The organism is Staphylococcus sp. Mo2-1, from assembly GCF_046721385.1.
GTDB classification, from domain to species: domain Bacteria; phylum Bacillota; class Bacilli; order Staphylococcales; family Staphylococcaceae; genus Staphylococcus; species Staphylococcus equorum_A.
Window position 1 is genome coordinate 578,705 of record NZ_JBEUUK010000001.1, and the last position, 17,195, is coordinate 595,899.

A 17,195-nucleotide genomic window follows, 5' to 3' on the forward strand; every position below is an offset into this window, starting at 1 on the left:
TTTAGGAAGTGAAAGATTTACTCATTCAAATGTAGAATAGCTACATTGCTTGATGATTATTCTATATTTAAAGTATGGTTGATTTTATCAATGTCAATTTGGTACATCGGCTCATTATTCAACAAGATAAAAGGTGTGGCGAAAGCATCATAGTCTATCATTTCATTTCTATATTTGGAATTTGAGATGTTTTTTTCGCTATATGACACGCCTTTATCTGACAAATAGTTTTTAATAAAAGTACAAGGTGGGCATTCATTTTGCGTATAAATAATTATTTGATCCATTAAAACTCATCCTTCCTATTTTAAATTCGATATACTTTAATATAAGAAACTTTTTAAATTATTACAAATCTTTGACTTACATGCAAGTGGTCATTAATTTGTCACTATATTTTGAACGCAACTTATTTCAATACAACGTAAAGCAGTTTATAATGAATAAACGTTGTGATTTTTGTCACAAATAAATAAAAAAGGTGATATTATGGATTCAGTTGAATTAGCCCGTTTTTTAACTGCGATGACACTCGCGGTTCATATCATATTCGCAACGATTGGTGTGGGCGTGCCATTAATGTTTGCTGTTGCTGAATTTTTAGGTATAAAAAGAAATGATCCAAAATATATAACATTAGCCAAAAGATGGTCTAAAGGATATACCATTACGGTAGCTGTTGGTGTTGTGACAGGTACAATTATTGGACTGCAATTATCACTATTATGGCCAACATTTATGCAAATGGGTGGTCACGTTATTGCATTACCATTATTTATGGAAACATTTGCTTTCTTCTTTGAAGCAATTTTCTTAAGTATCTATTTATATACATGGGATAGATTTAAGAGTAAATGGACCCATTTCCTTATTAGTATTCCCGTCATTATAGGTGGTACATTCTCAGCATTTTTCATTACAGCGGTCAATTCATTTATGAATACACCAGCTGGCTTCGATATGAAAGATGGAAAAATGGTTAACGTCCAACCTTGGGCAACAATGTTTAACGAATCGTTCTTAATTAGATCGTTCCACGTTGTTGCTACAGCACTTATGACGATGGCATTTGTACTTGCCGCAATTGCCGCATTTAAATTATTGAAAAACAAATTCAAGAAAGATACAGAATATCATAAAAAAGCATTGAAACTAACAATGATTCTTGGCGTAGTATTTACTTTAGGTTCTATGTTAGCTGGAGATTTATCAGCTAAGTTTCTACATCAAGAGCAACCAGAAAAACTTGCTCGCTTATGAATGGCACTTTGAAACAGAGTCCAATGCAGATTTAATATTCTTTGGTAGCTTAGATGAAGAAACACAAGAAGTATCAGGTGCCATAAAAATACCTGGTATACTCAGTTTCTTGGCTGACAATAATACAAACACTGAAGTGAAAGGATTAAATGAGTTTCCAGAAGAACTGCATCCACCGATGATTGTACACTATTACTTTGATATTATGGTTTCAATGGGTGTATTCTGCTTGATTATATCAGGTGCGTTTATATTAACGCTTATATTTAAGAAGTTACGCAAATTCACTTATTCAAAACCAATATTGTATGGTGCATTATTAACTGGACCAGCAGCAATGATTGCAATAGAAGCTGGTTGGTTCTTAACTGAACAAGGTCGTCAACCATGGTTGGTTCGTGGTTACCTTAAAGTAGCTGATGCTCGCAACTCAAGCAGGTGGTTTAACACTCGTGACAATATTATTCGGTATCTTATATATGATTTTAATCGTGACTACCGCATATGTATTAATTCGTATGTTCAGAAATAAACCAGCATATAAAGATGTAGAAGAAAATACACCAGAAAGAGGTGATGAGTAATGATATTTGCTTATATAGGTATTACAGTACTTGGAATATTTTTATTCTCTTATATTATTATCGCCTCTATTGATTTTGGTGCTTGGGTTCTTTACACTTCACGCAAAAGTAACTAAACAAGATAAACAAATAAACCATTTAATAGGTCGTTATTTAAATCCTGTGTGGGAAGTAACAAACGTATTCTTTGTATTCTTTTTCGTTGGCATCGTAGGATTTTTCCCTGATGCGGCGAAATACTTTGGTACGGTACTACTCGTACCGGCTTCAATAGCATTAATATTACTAACAATTAGAGGTAGTTTTTACGCATTTGAAAATTATGGACCTGATTCAAAACTCATTTGGTTAGCAATGTACGGCTTGTCAGGATTATTTATACCTGCGGCGCTTGCTACAACGCTAACAATATCAGAAGGGGGCTTTATCACAGGTTCAGGTGATAATATAGATTTGGACTGGCTTGAATTAGCCTTGAGTCCTTATTCATGGTCTGTCGTATTCTTAGCTGTTATATCAGTGCTATACATTTCTTCAGGTTTCCTTACGTACTATGCTTCAAAAGCTAAAGACAAACCAAGCATATGATTTATTAAGATATTGGTTCTTGTTCTGGGGGCCACCGATGATTGCAATTTCATTATTCGTATTTGTATCGTTAAGACTACAAAACGAAGCGCATTTCTTAAGCGCAGTAACTGATTATTGGTGGATGTTCCTACTAAGCTTTATAAGCTTTATAGGTGTTATGGTACTTACGTTAATGAAAAAATGGCACGGATTTGCATTTATCCTTGTTATACTACAAATGGGATTTGCATTTTTCGGATATGGTGCCGACAGAAATGCCATACATTCTATACCCATATGTTCGTATAGATGAAGGCGTTGTTAATAGTAGCATGGCCATTGCTTTAATTATTGCATTTGTTTTAGGTTTACTTTTACTCATTCCATCGTTAATATTATTATTAAGATTATTTGTTTTCGACAAAGATTATGTCGAAGGAAAAAAATAAATTATTTTTTAAAATGAGGTATTGATAGTTATTCACTAGTTCGTCTAGACTGATGAATAGCTATCTTATCCGTGATTTTTTAAATTGGAGGACGCATATGGACAAAGAGTATGTGGTTATCGGCTTAGGTCGATTCGGTGGCAGTATAGTAAGAGAACTTAACGCATTAGATATGGATGTTATGGCAATTGATATGAATGAAGCACGTGTAAACGAATATAGTGATATTGCGACACATGCTGTCATTGCCGACACAACAGATGAAGCTGTTATGAAAAGTTTAGGTATCAGAAATTTTGATCATGTCATCGTAGCTATAGGTGAGAATATACAATCAAGCACGTTAACAACCTTAATTTTAAAAGAGTTAGGTGTAAAAAAAGTAACAGCTAAAGCGCAAAATGATTATCACGCAAAAATTTTAAATAAAATTGGTGCGGATACGGTTGTTCACCCTGAAAGAGATATGGGAAGAAGAATTGCTCACAATGTCGCAAGTGCAAGTGTGTTAGATTATTTAGAACTTGCAGATGAACATTCAATTGTAGAGATTAAAGCGAGCGAAAAAATGGCTGGCCAAACCATTATAGAATTAGATATTCGAGCACAATTCGGGATAAGTATTATTGCTATAAAAAGAGGTAAAGAAATATTAGTTTCTCCTGACCCTAATATTAGTATTGAAATCGGTGATATATTAATTATGATAGGGCATGATAATGACTTAAATCGTTTTGAGAAAAAAGTGGTTCGATAAATAAGTAATATTGAAGAAGTCTCCAAAACAGGAGGCTTCTTTTTTATTGTTTCGATTATTATACTGCTTAGTTGATGCATAATAAGTAATTTATTTGAGTAAACTAAGAAATGGAAAAAATTCTTTTTTAATAAATTCTTTTTAATAAAAGGGTGTTATATGGTAATATATTATCGAAAATATAGGAGGTGTGCATATGATTATTGTCATGGATGTAGATGGAACAATTTGTTTTAATGGTAGTGATATAGATACAGACATACGTAGTGAATTAAAAAGGTTAGAAGAAAGGCATCAAATAATATTCGCATCTGCTCGTCCAATTAGAGATTTACTACCTGTAGTTAGAGGTTTTGAAAATAAAACTTTAATAGGTGGTAATGGGTCAATTATTTCTCAGAATAAAATCATCTCAGTAATCAAACATATCCCCTCTAATGAGTACGAACATTTAAAAAATATGATTAATGAAAATAGTTTGAATTATATAATTGATGGATCGTTTGATTACGCCGCAAATGTAAATGAAAATAGCAAAATATTTAAACAGTTAGATCCCGATAGAATGGCAAAAAGATTAAAGATGAGTGAAATAGATAATCCAATTAAGATTATCTTAATTGGATTATCAGATAAACTATTTGAATGTTTAAAAATACAATTGAAAAAATATGAGGATAGTTTATCTATAAATTATCATAATGTTGAAAATAACATCGATATAACAGCTAAAGAAATAAACAAGTATACAACTTTAATAAAGATTATTAGTTCAAAACCATATATAGCATACGGAAATGATATAAATGATTTTGAATTACTCAAGCATGCTCAAAAATCCTATTGCGTAGGAGATAATATAGAAATGCTATCGTTTTCTAATGTAAAACAAATACAAAACAATACTTTTTCGGTTGCGGAATCATTAAAATACTATTAATTAAACGAGGTATGTTAATCAATGGTACAAGACTTAAAAAGTACCATCTTAAGCAGTCGAAATTATAGAACTCTTTTACACAGCAAAATAATCAATTTGTATAAAATAGATTAGTCATAGCAAAACAGTCCACACAATGTCAAAACATTGTGTGGACTGTTTTATAATACCTATGATTCGGATGATTGATTTGTTTCATCTTTTTTAGGTTTAGGTTTTGGATTGTTATTGTTTTTTTCTTGTCTTGATTGTTAGGCTTTGGATTTTTTGTTGGTGCTTTCGTGTTGTTGTTTTTAGGTTTGTCATTTTTAGGGCTAGGTTTCTTAGCAAATGATTGGTTGTTATCTTCATTTACTTTCATAATGACTGGTAAGATCATTGGTTTACGTGCAGTCTTTTCAAATAGATAAGGCTGTAACGTTTCAATGATTGATGATTTAATTTGATGCCATTGAATCTCTGGATTTTGATTTAATTTTGAAATAACATCCGTTTTGATTCTACGTTGTGCATCATAAATCAATTGTCCAGATTCGCGCATGTATACGAAACCACGTGAGATAATATCAGGTCCAGAAAGTAGTTTATTTGTTTTGAAGTCTATGCTTACAACGACAATCACTAAACCTTCTTCTGATAATAATTTACGATCACGAATGACTACATTACCGATATCGCCAATACCACTACCATCAACCAATACATTACCTGATGGAATTCTACCAGCTTTTCTAGCAGAGTCATGTGTCAATGCTAAGACATCACCTATATCAAAGATAAACACATTATCTGGTTCAACGCCACACTCAATACCTGATTGACCGTGTGCTTTTAGCATACGATATTCACCATGGATTGGTAAAAAGAACTTAGGGCGTAACAGACGTAACATTAATTGTTGATCGCCTTTAGAACCATGGCCAGAAGTGTGAATATTAGATACTTTATTATGAATAACTTCAGCACCTGCACGATAAAGTGAATTTATTGTGCGGTTAATACTTTTCGTATTACCTGGAATAGGTGAAGAACTAAATACAACTGTATCTTCAGGGATGATTTTAATTTGTTTATGTGTCCCGTTGGCAATTCTAGATAATGTCGCCATTGGTTCACCTTGAGAACCTGTACATAGAATCAATAATTCATGCTTAGGTACGGTGTTGATTTTATTCGGCTCAACAAACGTTTCTGGTGGTGCTTTGATATAGCCTAATTCCATACCAATCTTAATGTTGTTTTCCATTGAACGACCAAATGTAACAATTTTACGATTGTGTTTAATTGCAGCTTCAACTGCTTGTTGCACACGGTAAATGTTTGATGCAAATGTAGCAAATATGATTCGACCTTTACAATCATGGAATATCTTTTCAACATTTTGACCCACTTCACGTTCACTTAGCGTAAAGTCTGGTACAAGTGAATTAGTAGAGTCAGAAAGCAAACAAAGTACGCCTTCTTCACCTAATTTTGCCATTTTAGCTATATTTGCAGGTTCACCAACTGGTGTGAAATCAAATTTGAAGTCACCCGTATGCACAATATTTCCTTCTGGCGTGTTAACGATAACACCATATGCTTCTGGAATACTATGTGTAGTTAGATAGAATGAAACTTCAAAATGCTTAGATTTTATGACACTGCTTTCATCAATTTCAATAAGTTCTGCAGTTCTTAATAAATGATGTTCTTCTAATTTATTTCTGATTAAACCTAAAGCTAATGGTCCACCATATATAGGCACATTAATTTGCTTTAATAGGTAGGGCACACCACCTATATGGTCCTCATGTCCGTGAGTGATAAACAGACCAACAATTTTATCTTGGTTCTGTTCTAAATAAGTAATATCAGGAATGACATAGTCGATACCTAATAAATTATCATCAGGGAATTTGATACCCGCATCGATAATAACGATTTCGTCCTGATACTCAACGGCATAAGTATTTTTACCAATTTCGCCTAAGCCACCAAGCGCATAAACCGCAACTTCATTTTTGTGAATTTGTTTCATTATTCAGCTTGCTCCACATTGAAGTGATCTGATTGTTTTTCGTATTCTAAATGTGCGCCCTCTAATTTAGTAATAAATTCAATGTTAAAGTTACGATCCTTTAAATATCTTCTTACTTGTTCTTCTGTTTGTCCTTCAACGTAAATTGTTTGTGTGTGTTCACGTACTATTACTTCTTCTTTTGTTTTTTGAAAAAAACTTTAAATACTGCCATTTTATATATTTCCTCCTAAAATCATGTGTGATTTTTAATTTTGTATAGTAAAACCCTAGTAATATAAAAGTGTTAAGTATCCATTGGTTATTTGAAATTAACTGCACTTCTAATTATGCATGGACGCCGATACTGTATATAAATAGAACATACTAGTTTTTTTGCCCAGTATGTTTCTAGGGAGATCTTCAGTTCGTTCGTTTAGAAAACTACAAACACTTATGTTTCATATGTTTTCAGTTATTTCTCATTTTACATGATGTAGTAGAATAAATAAAGCAGTTTTATCTTTAGTGCCTCTTTTAATAAGTACAAATAATTTCATTTTTATTATAATTAATATTTAATCAGCAAATTCAAATCTTTAGTTATGTAAAATACTGTAATAAATCATCATAAAACTTGAGTGTGCGTTGAAAGTTAATTATGATGAAAGAGAGTTATTATTTAATATTTCATAGAGTAATATATTAAATTATAGAAACGATAGATGGGTAAGGGTGGTAGAAATGGATCGAGTGAATAGAATTATAGAAGATGTTAAAAAAGAAAAAAATCGAAACGATAAAATATTTCAAGATATCACTTTTGAAATCCGTACAGAACAAGTAATCATGTTTTTTAATTATAATGAAATAATTGATACTGTAAATGGTGATCAAAATTACGTTAAACATAATCATGACCCAGAATTTATAGACATTAAAGAATTAAACGATTTAAAGACAGAACTCAAAAAATTAGATATACCATTTACTGAACGAAGAGATGACTTTATGTAAAAAATGCCGTTAGCTTTGAGAAATCCTCAATGTGCTAACGGCATATTATTTTTAATAGCTTAAACTTCTACTGCATCTTCATGTGGCGTAAGTGGGTTGTTTGGATCAATATGATCATAAAACATTACGCCATTAATATGGTCTATCTCATGTTGAACGACAACAGCCGGGTAACCTTTTAAACGTAATTTCACGTCATTACCATCTATATCTGTAGCTTTTACCGTGATTCGATATTTACGGTGGACGAGTCCTGGAATATTTTCATCTACGCTTAAACAACCTTCGCCAGTTGGTAAATAAGCTTCTTGAACGCTGTGGCTCATGATTTTAGGGTTAACTAATGCTAAATCATAACTTTTGCCATCACCATCATCTGGTAAATAAACTGCTATCATTTTTTTGGCAATATTAATTTGTGGAGCGACAAGTCCAACTCCTGAGCGAAGTCCATACTTATTAGCTGTTTCCTCATCCTGGCTATTAATTAAAAATTCGCGCATAGCTTTTAAAGTTTCACGATCTTCGTCAGAAAGCGGTATTGTTACATCTTTTGCTTTTTCACGAAGTGTGGGGTGACCATCTCGGATAATATCTTTCATTGTTATCATTTTGTTCATACACCTTCCTTAATATAAAATATACCAAAGTTTAACGCTTAAAATACAGTGATACATTTGATTTCTTATAAAATATTATATAATATAACACACAAATAAAGGAGGATTTCTCAAAAAATGAAATTAAAGTATAGCATCGGTGCAATACTCGCTTCTACAATGTTAGTAGCGGGGTGTACAACAGACAAAGGTGAAATAGAAGATTATAATGAAAAAGTACAAAAAGCATTTGATGAAGAGAAACCTGTATCTTCAGTAGGGAAGAAATTAAATAGTCTTGAACAAGACAAGCAAAAATTAGTTGAGCAAATTAATGGTAAAGACCAAGCAGAAGTGAAAGATACCTCGAAAAAAGTCGTGGACAATGTTGAAGAAAGAGAAAAAACATTTAAAAAAGAAGAAGAAGCTTTAGATAACTCAGAAAAAGCATTTAAAAAAGCTGAAAAGCATGTTGATAATATAAGCGATGAAGATAAGAAAAAAGAAGTGACACAATTGAATCAAGCGCTTAAAGATAAATACAAAGCACATGATGAATACGCCAAAGCATATAAAAACATTTTGAATAAGGAAAAAGATATGTTTGGATACACTTCGGGTGACGAAGTGAGTCAAGAGCAAATAGACAATAAAGCAGAAGCGGTTTCGAAATCATATAAAAATATGAATAAATCATTTGAAAAATACTCGGATGCAATGAATAAAGTGAACAAAGAAAAAGAAGATGTAGACAATCTTTCTTAAATTTAAAAGCGATAAATTTGAATTTTAAATAGCTACGTTATAGCATATGATATGAGGGCGCTTACAATTTTAAGGAAATTACTTTATAGTGACTCGGTTTTGGAGTAGTACAGCGCTATGAAAAACAGTGGTACAGATTAAAAACTGTACTTGTCTTAAGTATTACAGAACTTTTTCAAATTATTTAACAGTGTAACAGTTTTGTGGTACAATATTGAAGGATAAAATAAGTTTCTATTATACGGGAAAGGTATGGTGAATTGAATGGCTCCGAAATTAAAAGCCCAATTCGATGCAGAGAAAGTATTGAAAGATACTGAATCTCAATTTGAAATGATCCAAATCTTGGATGAAGATGGTAACATCGTTAATGAAGATCTAGTACCAGATTTATCAGACGAGCAATTAGTTGAATTAATGGAGAGAATGGTTTGGACACGTATTCTTGACCAACGTTCTATTTCATTAAATAGACAAGGGAGATTAGGTTTCTATGCTCCTACAGCAGGACAAGAAGCTTCGCAATTAGCTTCACAATACGCTTTAGAACAAGAAGATTTTATATTACCAGGTTATCGTGATGTTCCACAATTAATCTGGCAAGGCTTACCTTTAACTGAAGCCTTCTTATTCTCAAGAGGACACTTTAAAGGTAATCAAATGCCTGAAGGCGTTAACGCATTAAGCCCACAAATTATTATCGGTGCACAGTATGTTCAAACTGCCGGTGTAGCGCTTGGTATTAAAAAACGTGGTAAAAGTGCTGTAGCAATTACTTATACTGGTGATGGTGGTTCGTCACAAGGTGATTTCTACGAAGGTATTAACTTTGCTTCTGCATATAAAGCACCTGCAATTTTCGTTATACAAAATAACAATTATGCGATTTCAACGCCACGTAGCAAGCAAACTGTCGCTACTACATTAGCTCAAAAAGCTATTGCAGTTGGTATCCCAGGTATTCAAGTTGATGGTATGGATGCTTTAGCAGTATACCAAGCAACTAAAGAAGCGCGTGATCGTGCTGTTAATGGTGAAGGTCCAACTTTAATTGAAACAATCACTTATCGTTATGGTCCACATACTATGGCTGGAGATGACCCAACGAAATACAGAACATCTGATGAAGATTCTGAATGGGAGAAAAAGGATCCATTAGTTCGTTTCAGAAAATATCTTGAAAATAAAGGTTTATGGACTGGCGATAAAGAAAATGAAGTTATCGAACGTGCAAAATCTGAAATTAAAGTTGCTATTAAAGAGGCAGATAATACTGAAAAACAAAAAGTTACTGACTTGATGGAAAACATGTATGAAGAAATGCCTCAACATTTAGCAGAGCAATATGAAATCTATAAAGAGAAGGAGTCGAAGTAACCGATGGCACAAATGACAATGGTTCAAGCGATTAACAACGCGCTTAAAACCGAATTACAAAACGATGAAAATGTTTTACTTTTCGGTGAAGACGTCGGTGTTAACGGTGGTGTTTTCCGTGTAACTGAAGGTTTACAAAAAGAATTCGGTGAAGACCGTGTATTTGATACACCTTTAGCTGAATCTGGTATTGGTGGTCTAGCTTTAGGCTTATCTACTCAAGGATACCGTCCAGTAATGGAAGTACAATTCTTAGGATTTGTATTTGAAGTATTCGACTCTATAGCAGGACAAATTGCGCGTACGCGTTTCCGTTCTGGTAACTCTAAACAATCACCTGTTACTGTTCGTGCACCATTTGGTGGTGGCGTTCATACACCAGAATTGCATGCTGACAACTTAGAAGGTCTTTTAGCTCAATCACCAGGTTTACACGTTGTAATTCCGTCTAATCCGTATGATGCTAAAGGATTATTAATCTCAGCAATCAGAAGTAATGACCCAGTTGTATATTTAGAACATATGAAATTATACCGCTCTTTCCGTGATGAAGTACCTGAAGAAGAGTACACAATCGAAATTGGTAAAGCAAGTGTGAAACAAGAAGGTAATGACATTACACTTATTGCATATGGTGCAATGGTACAAGAGTCATTAAAAGCAGCAGAAGAGTTAGAAAAAGATGGTTATTCAGTAGAAGTTATTGACTTACGTACAGTTCAACCAATCGATATCGAAACGCTTGTTGCTTCAGTAGAAAAAACAGGACGTGCTGTAGTAATCCAAGAAGCGCAACGTCAAGCTGGTGTTGGAGCACAAGTTGTTTCTGAATTAGCAGAACGCTCTATTCTTTCATTAGAAGCGCCAATCGCTCGTGTTGCGCCGGCAGATACAGTCTATCCGTTTACACAAGCTGAAAATGTTTGGTTACCAAACAAAAACGACATCATTGAAAAAGCGAAAGAAACTTTAGAATTTTAATATATATATTTAATGAAGTAGGATGATATCAGTTTAGTTGATACACCTACTTCATCCAAATTTATATTTATAGCATGAGATAGTGACTTAATTGTTCATCGCTCAATTTCTAATTTTTGACTTAATATGAATTTTTAGGAGGATAATAACGTGGCATTTGAATTTAAATTACCCGACATTGGTGAAGGTATCCACGAAGGTGAAATTGTAAAATGGTTTATTAAATCTGGAGATACAATTGAAGAGGACGATATTTTAGCTGAGGTACAAAACGATAAATCAGTTGTTGAAATCCCATCACCTGTTTCAGGTACTATTGAAGAAGTACTAGTAGATGAAGGTACTGTAGCAGTTGTTGGTGACACAATCGTAAAAATCGATTCACCAGATGCAGAAGAAATGCAATTCAAAGGTAGTGAAAGTGACGATTCAGCAAGTGAAGAAACAGAAGTACCTGCAGAAGAAAGCACTAAAGAAGAAGCACTCGCACAAGCTTCTAAAGACGAAGAAATAGATGAAAGCAAACGTGTTAAAGCAATGCCTTCAGTTCGTAAATATGCTCGTGATAATGGCGTTAACATTAAAGCTGTTTCAGGTTCAGGTAAAAATGGCCGTACAACTAAAGAAGACGTGGACGCATACTTAAATGGTGGCGGAGAAGCAGCTTCAAATGAAAGTGCGGCTACAACAACTGAAGAAACTTCAAGTGCAAGACAATCAACACCAGTTTCTACAGAAGGCGAATTCCCAGAAACAACTGAGAAAATACCTGCAATGCGTAAAGCAATTGGTAAAGCAATGGTTAACTCAAAACACACTGCGCCTCACGTAACATTAATGGATGAAATTGATGTTCAAGAATTATGGGATCACCGTAAAAAATTCAAAGAAGTTGCAACTGAACAAGGTACTAAATTAACTTTCTTACCTTATGTTGTTAAAGCACTTGTTTCTGCACTTAAAAAATATCCAGCGCTTAACACTTCATTTAACGAAGATGCTGGCGAGATTGTACACAAACATTACTGGAACATCGGTATTGCTCGCAGACACTGACAGAGGATTATTAGTTCCTGTTGTTAAACATGCAGACCGTAAATCAATGTTCAGCATCTCAGACGAAATTAACGAACTTGCTGTTAAAGCACGTGACGGAAAATTAGCTGCAGATGAAATGAAAAATGCTACATGTACGATTAGTAATATCGGTTCTGCTGGTGGACAATGGTTCACTCCAGTAATCAATCACCCAGAAGTAGCTATATTAGGCATTGGCCGTATTGCACAAAAACCAATTGTTAAAGATGGAGAAATAATAGCCGCACCAGTATTATCATTATCATTAAGCTTTGACCACAGACAAATTGATGGTGCTACTGGCCAAAATGCTATGAATCATATCAAACGTTTATTGAATAATCCAGAATTATTATTAATGGAGGGGTAAAATATGGTAGTTGGAGATTTCCCAATTGAAACAGACACTATTGTAATCGGAGCAGGACCAGGAGGCTATGTTGCAGCAATTCGTGCAAGCACAGTTAGGTCAAAAAGTAACAATCGTTGAAAAAGGCACATTAGGTGGCGTATGTCTTAATGTTGGATGTATTCCTTCTAAAGCATTGTTACACGCTTCACACCGTTATGATGAAACTAAGAACTCAGAAAATTTAGGTGTTATTGCTGAAAGTGTTTCACTTAATTTTAATAAAGTTCAAGAATTCAAACAATCAGTAGTTGAAAAATTAACTGGCGGCGTTGAAGGATTGTTAAAAGGTAATAAAGTAGAAATCGTTAAAGGCGAAGCTTACTTTGTTGATAACAATAGCTTACGTGTTATGGATGAGAAAAGTGCTCAAACATATAACTTTAAAAACGCGATTATTGCAACTGGTTCAAGACCAATTGAAATCCCTAACTTCGAGTTTGGAAATCGTGTAATTGATTCATCTGGCGCTCTAAATTTACAAGAAGTTCCTGGTAAATTAGTAGTTGTTGGTGGCGGTTATATTGGTTCTGAACTTGGAACTGCTTTTGCAAACTTTGGTTCAGAAGTTACTATTTTAGAAGGCGCTAAAGATATCTTAGGCGGTTTTGAAAAACAAATGACGCAACCTGTTAAAAAAGGTATGAAAGAAAAAGGCGTTGACATTGTAACTGAAGCTATGGCTAAATCTGCTGAAGAAACTGAAAACGGCGTTAAAGTAACTTACGAAGTAAATGGCGAAGAACAAACAATCGATGCTGATTATGTATTAGTTACTGTAGGTCGTCGTCCTAACACTGATGAATTAGGCTTAGAAGAATTAGGTCTTAAATTTGCAGAACGTGGATTAATCGAAGTAGACAAACAAAGCCGTACTTCAATCGAAAACATTTTTGCAATTGGTGATATCGTTCCTGGTTTACCACTTGCGCATAAAGCAAGCTATGAAGCTAAAGTAGCAGCTGAAGTAATCTCTGGTGAAGCATCAGAAGTAGATTACATCGGTATGCCTGCTGTATGTTTCACTGAGCCAGAACTTGCTCAAGTAGGTTATACAGAAGCTCAAGCTAAAGAAGAAGGATTAAAAATTACTGCTTCTAAATTCCCTTATGCAGCCTAACGGCCGTGCGTTATCATTAGATGACACTACTGGTTTTGTTAAACTTATTACGCTTAAAGAAGATAATACATTAGTAGGTGCCCAAGTAGTTGGTACTGGCGCTTCTGATATTATTTCTGAGTTAGGTTTAGCAATCGAAGCTGGAATGAATGCTGAAGATTTAGCATTAACTGTACACGCTCACCCAACGTTAGGTGAAATGTCTATGGAAGCTGCTGAAAAAGCTATAGGTTTACCAGTACACACAATGTAATTTCATTGTTGTAACAGATATAACGATAGCCTTGTGGGGGCGGGAATACGAAATCAAATTTTGATTTCTGTCCCGCTCCCTTTTTTTATTTTAAAATATAACATCTAAAAGAAACTAAAATATTTGATGAAAAGTAGGAGGGATACTTATATGGAGTATCAATATCCGATAGACCTTGATTGGTCAAATGATGAAATGATGCAAGTTGTATCATTTTTCAATGCTGTAGAATCTTTTTATGAATCAAAAGTAGAAGGTAAATTATTATTAGATCGTTACAGACAATTCAAAACAATCGTTCCTGGAAAAGCAGAAGAAAAACAGATTTTTAAAGAATTCGAAAAAAGTAGTGGATATAATAGTTACCAAGCAGTAAAAACAGTTCAAACTGACAACAGTCAAAAGTTTTTTAGTGCAACTAAAAAATAACTATTGTCATATAAGCTATATTCTGATATTTTTATTAAGCATTAAATAAAATGTTTGATAAAAGTAAACAGTATATAGCTTTTTTATTTTTGCGAAATTTTAGTGTAGTGCACATCATAAAATGCCGTATAATCCTAAAAAGTTAATTTATATAAAGGATGTCATGATGAATATAGGTAAGAAGATTAAAACACTAAGACAAATAAAAAATCTCACTCAAGGAGACTTAGCTGAACGCACAGATTTATCAAAAGGCTATATTTCTCAAATTGAGAATCAATATGCTTCACCAAGTATGGAAACATTTTTGAATATTTTAGATGTTTTAGGTACAAGCGCAAGTGATTTTTTCAAAGAGCCTGAAGAACCGAAAGTATTATATAAAAAGGCATCACAAGTTACTTATGATGAACATGACAAAGGCTATATACTTCATTGGCCAATTTCGCAATCTAATGAGTTTGAAATGGAACCACTTATAATTACTTTAAATGGAAATACTGCATATAAAAATTTTGAACCTTCAAATTCGGATACATTTATATATTGTTTAGCGGGTGAAGTTACATTAATGTTAGGTGGTAATGCGTTTCATGCTGAAATGGGAGATGCGCTTTATTTTAAAGCAAAGCAAGAACATAGATTAATTAATTCTACACCAAATGAAGCTCGAGTTATGATTGTTGCAACCGCATCATATTTATAGGAGGAAGCACAAATGAATCCGTTATTATCGTTTAATGCTGTAAGTAAAGCTTATGATGATACACCCATATTAGATAAAATTAATATAGATATTGAGTCAGGTCATTTTTATACATTACTTGGGCCTTCTGGTTGTGGTAAAACAACAATTTTAAAACTTATCGCAGGATTTGAACAAGCCGATGAAGGCGATATTATATATCAAAATCAGTCAATTAATCATATACCAACAAACAAACGCAAGGTGAATACAGTATTTCAAGACTATGCATTATTTCCGCATTTAAATGTATATGATAATGTTGCTTTTGGATTAAAATTAAAGAAAATGAACAAAAGTGCCATTAATAAAAAAGTGAAAGAAGCATTAAATCTTGTTAAACTCACTGGCTATGAAAATAGAACAATTGAAGGTATGAGTGGGGGGCAAAAACAGCGTATTGCAATTGCACGTGCAATCGTGAATGAGCCAGAAATATTATTATTAGATGAGTCTTTATCAGCACTTGATTTAAAATTAAGAACGCAAATGCAGTATGAATTAAGAGAAATACAATCTAGATTAGGTATAACATTTATTTTTGTTACACATGATCAGGAAGAAGCGTTAGCGCTTAGTGATTATATATTTGTAATGAAAAATGGTAAAATACAACAATTTGGCACGCCAACTGATATATATGACGAACCAGTAAATCGTTTCGTTGCCGATTTCATAGGAGAATCAAATATTATTGTAGGCACAATGATAAAGGACTATATTGTGAATATTTACGGTCAAGATTTAGAATGTGTAGACATGGGTATACCATCACAACAGCATGTAGAAGTAGTGATTAGGCCGGAAGATATATCCTTGATTCAACTGGAGCAAGGTTTATTCGAAGTGACAGTTGTTTCTATGCTTTTCAGAGGTGTACATTATGAAATCAATTGCATTGATAGTAAAGGTTACGAATGGCTGATTCACTCTACTAAAAAAGCAGAACTTAATAGTAAAGTTGGTTTATACTTTGAACCAGAAGCAATTCATATTATGGTACCAGGTGAAAGTGAAGCTGAATTTGATAAGCGTATTGAAAGTTACGAGGAAATCGATTATGCGCAAGATTAATATATTTTTATTTATACCCTATATAATGTGGATGGTTTTATTTATCGTTGTTCCTGTGATGCTTCTTGTTTATTTCTCGTTTATTGATATGCAAGGGCATTTTGGATTGGAAAATTATAAACAGATGATTTCATTGAAATATTTCACGATGATTTGGGACTCGGTATGTTTTGCTGCAGCAATTACGTGTATAACGCTACTTATAAGCTATCCAGCTGCGTATTTTATAAGTTCATCTAAACATCAAAATATATGGTTACTTATACTCATCGTACCAACTTGGATTAATTTACTACTGAAGACCTATGCATTTATAGGCATTTTCAGTCATGATGGTATTATCAATCAAATAATGAATTTTTTACATTTGCCTAAAATGGAATTGTTATTTACTGTTCCCGCTTTTTTAATAGTAGCAAGTTATATTTATATTCCATTTATGATTTTACCTATTTTTAATAGTATGAAGGATATTCCTGAAAATATTTTGCAAGCTTCAAGTGATTTAGGTGCGAATAAGCTAACAACATTTAGAAAAATCATCCTACCACTTACGAAGCAAGGTGTACTGACAGGAATTCAAGTCACGTTTATACCAGCATTGTCGCTTTTTATGATTACGAGACTTATTGCAGGTAATAAAGTGATTAATATTGGGACAGCCATAGAAGAACAATTTCTAGTGATACAAAACTATGGAATGGGTTCAACGATTGCGTTGTTTTTAATCGTATTTATGGCGTTCATCTTAATTATTACGAATACTAATGTTACGAATAGGAAAAGGTGA

13 protein-coding genes and 5 pseudogenes are annotated in these 17,195 nt (G+C 33.4%); 14 read left to right on the forward strand and 4 right to left on the reverse strand.

Annotation, left to right across the window (positions count from 1 at the left end; all coding sequences use genetic code 11):
• Window positions 1-56: 56 nt before the first annotated feature.
• Window positions 57-287, reverse strand: a complete 231-nt coding sequence (locus ABLV95_RS02900; RefSeq protein ID WP_285322949.1) for a glutaredoxin family protein — start codon at window positions 285-287, stop codon at window positions 57-59.
• A 202-nt stretch (window positions 288-489) separates the two neighbouring features.
• On the opposite strand from ABLV95_RS02900, the pseudogene ABLV95_RS02905 reads away from it, so the two are divergent.
• From ABLV95_RS02905 to ABLV95_RS02920, 4 genes and pseudogenes are all read left to right on the forward strand, one after another.
• A pseudogene (locus ABLV95_RS02905) lies at window positions 490-1,844 on the forward strand (cytochrome ubiquinol oxidase subunit I).
• Window positions 1,844-2,863, forward strand: a pseudogene (locus ABLV95_RS02910) (cytochrome d ubiquinol oxidase subunit II). The pseudogenes ABLV95_RS02905 and ABLV95_RS02910 overlap by 1 nt, the downstream one beginning before the upstream one ends.
• A 97-nt stretch (window positions 2,864-2,960) precedes the next feature.
• Window positions 2,961-3,620 carry a potassium channel family protein gene (locus tag ABLV95_RS02915; RefSeq protein WP_002508010.1) on the forward strand — a complete coding sequence of 220 codons (660 nt, stop codon included), beginning with the start codon at window positions 2,961-2,963 and terminating at the stop codon, window positions 3,618-3,620.
• A 196-nt stretch (window positions 3,621-3,816) separates the two neighbouring features.
• Window positions 3,817-4,560 carry an HAD-IIB family hydrolase gene (locus ABLV95_RS02920; RefSeq protein ID WP_427704987.1) on the forward strand — a complete coding sequence of 248 codons (744 nt, stop codon included), beginning with the start codon at window positions 3,817-3,819 and terminating at the stop codon, window positions 4,558-4,560.
• 139 nt (window positions 4,561-4,699) lie between these two features.
• Here ABLV95_RS02920 and rnjA read toward each other — a convergent pair whose 3' ends face one another.
• Complete coding sequence (gene rnjA / locus ABLV95_RS02925; protein ID WP_460876334.1) at window positions 4,700-6,580, reverse strand: ribonuclease J1; 1,881 nt, start codon at window positions 6,578-6,580, stop codon at window positions 4,700-4,702.
• Window positions 6,580-6,794 (reverse strand): annotated as a pseudogene (locus ABLV95_RS02930) (DNA-dependent RNA polymerase subunit epsilon). Before ABLV95_RS02930 ends, rnjA begins: the two are co-directional and overlap by 1 nt.
• Before the next feature lie 509 nt (window positions 6,795-7,303).
• Here ABLV95_RS02930 and ABLV95_RS02935 point away from each other — a divergent pair.
• Entirely contained in the window at window positions 7,304-7,576 is a 273-nt protein-coding gene (locus ABLV95_RS02935) for a hypothetical protein (RefSeq protein WP_285322953.1), read from the forward strand.
• A gap of 59 nt (window positions 7,577-7,635) precedes the next feature.
• On the opposite strand, the gene def is transcribed toward ABLV95_RS02935, so the two are convergent.
• Window positions 7,636-8,187 carry a peptide deformylase gene (def, locus tag ABLV95_RS02940; RefSeq protein WP_460872525.1) on the reverse strand — a complete coding sequence of 184 codons (552 nt, stop codon included), beginning with the start codon at window positions 8,185-8,187 and terminating at the stop codon, window positions 7,636-7,638.
• A gap of 126 nt (window positions 8,188-8,313) precedes the next feature.
• On the opposite strand from def, the gene ABLV95_RS02945 reads away from it, so the two are divergent.
• The 9 genes and pseudogenes from ABLV95_RS02945 to ABLV95_RS02985 all read left to right on the forward strand — a co-directional run bounded on the left by ABLV95_RS02945 (window position 8,314) and on the right by ABLV95_RS02985 (window position 17,195).
• Window positions 8,314-8,940, forward strand: coding sequence for a YkyA family protein (locus ABLV95_RS02945; protein WP_069816410.1), 627 nt, complete (start codon window positions 8,314-8,316; stop codon window positions 8,938-8,940).
• A gap of 264 nt (window positions 8,941-9,204) precedes the next feature.
• Window positions 9,205-10,317: a pyruvate dehydrogenase (acetyl-transferring) E1 component subunit alpha gene (gene pdhA, locus ABLV95_RS02950; RefSeq protein WP_460872526.1), complete on the forward strand. Its 1,113-nt coding sequence runs from the start codon at window positions 9,205-9,207 to the stop codon at window positions 10,315-10,317.
• 3 nt (window positions 10,318-10,320) lie between these two features.
• Window positions 10,321-11,298: an alpha-ketoacid dehydrogenase subunit beta gene (locus ABLV95_RS02955; RefSeq protein WP_460876336.1), complete on the forward strand. Its 978-nt coding sequence runs from the start codon at window positions 10,321-10,323 to the stop codon at window positions 11,296-11,298.
• 150 nt (window positions 11,299-11,448) lie between these two features.
• A pseudogene (locus ABLV95_RS02960) lies at window positions 11,449-12,745 on the forward strand (dihydrolipoamide acetyltransferase family protein).
• Between the two features lie 3 nt (window positions 12,746-12,748).
• A pseudogene (gene lpdA, locus ABLV95_RS02965) lies at window positions 12,749-14,157 on the forward strand (dihydrolipoyl dehydrogenase).
• Window positions 14,158-14,307: 150 nt separating this feature from the next.
• On the forward strand, window positions 14,308-14,586 hold the full coding sequence (locus tag ABLV95_RS02970) for a UPF0223 family protein (RefSeq protein WP_427704983.1): 279 nt from the start codon (window positions 14,308-14,310) through the stop codon (window positions 14,584-14,586).
• A gap of 166 nt (window positions 14,587-14,752) precedes the next feature.
• Window positions 14,753-15,292, forward strand: a complete 540-nt coding sequence (locus ABLV95_RS02975) for a helix-turn-helix domain-containing protein (RefSeq protein WP_427704980.1) — start codon at window positions 14,753-14,755, stop codon at window positions 15,290-15,292.
• 12 nt (window positions 15,293-15,304) lie between these two features.
• The gene (locus ABLV95_RS02980; protein WP_460872528.1) at window positions 15,305-16,405 is read left to right on the forward strand and encodes an ABC transporter ATP-binding protein; all 1,101 of its coding nucleotides are present in this window, start codon (window positions 15,305-15,307) and stop codon (window positions 16,403-16,405) included.
• Window positions 16,392-17,195, forward strand: coding sequence for an ABC transporter permease (locus ABLV95_RS02985; RefSeq protein ID WP_427704976.1), 804 nt, complete (start codon window positions 16,392-16,394; stop codon window positions 17,193-17,195). The genes ABLV95_RS02980 and ABLV95_RS02985 overlap by 14 nt, the downstream gene beginning before the upstream one ends.

What these genes read in the sequence shown, in the direction of transcription:
- ABLV95_RS02900 (WP_285322949.1), bottom strand. Translation starts at nt 287, where the DNA reads ATGGATCAAATAATTATTTATACGCAAAATGAATGCCCACCTTGTACT.
- ABLV95_RS02915 (WP_002508010.1), top strand. Translation starts at nt 2,961, where the DNA reads ATGGACAAAGAGTATGTGGTTATCGGCTTAGGTCGATTCGGTGGCAGT.
- ABLV95_RS02920 (WP_427704987.1), top strand. Translation starts at nt 3,817, where the DNA reads ATGATTATTGTCATGGATGTAGATGGAACAATTTGTTTTAATGGTAGT.
- rnjA (WP_460876334.1), bottom strand. Translation starts at nt 6,580, where the DNA reads ATGAAACAAATTCACAAAAATGAAGTTGCGGTTTATGCGCTTGGTGGC.
- ABLV95_RS02935 (WP_285322953.1), top strand. Translation starts at nt 7,304, where the DNA reads ATGGATCGAGTGAATAGAATTATAGAAGATGTTAAAAAAGAAAAAAAT.
- def (WP_460872525.1), bottom strand. Translation starts at nt 8,187, where the DNA reads ATGATAACAATGAAAGATATTATCCGAGATGGTCACCCCACACTTCGT.
- ABLV95_RS02945 (WP_069816410.1), top strand. Translation starts at nt 8,314, where the DNA reads ATGAAATTAAAGTATAGCATCGGTGCAATACTCGCTTCTACAATGTTA.
- pdhA (WP_460872526.1), top strand. Translation starts at nt 9,205, where the DNA reads ATGGCTCCGAAATTAAAAGCCCAATTCGATGCAGAGAAAGTATTGAAA.
- ABLV95_RS02955 (WP_460876336.1), top strand. Translation starts at nt 10,321, where the DNA reads ATGGCACAAATGACAATGGTTCAAGCGATTAACAACGCGCTTAAAACC.
- ABLV95_RS02970 (WP_427704983.1), top strand. Translation starts at nt 14,308, where the DNA reads ATGGAGTATCAATATCCGATAGACCTTGATTGGTCAAATGATGAAATG.
- ABLV95_RS02975 (WP_427704980.1), top strand. Translation starts at nt 14,753, where the DNA reads ATGAATATAGGTAAGAAGATTAAAACACTAAGACAAATAAAAAATCTC.
- ABLV95_RS02980 (WP_460872528.1), top strand. Translation starts at nt 15,305, where the DNA reads ATGAATCCGTTATTATCGTTTAATGCTGTAAGTAAAGCTTATGATGAT.
- ABLV95_RS02985 (WP_427704976.1), top strand. Translation starts at nt 16,392, where the DNA reads ATGCGCAAGATTAATATATTTTTATTTATACCCTATATAATGTGGATG.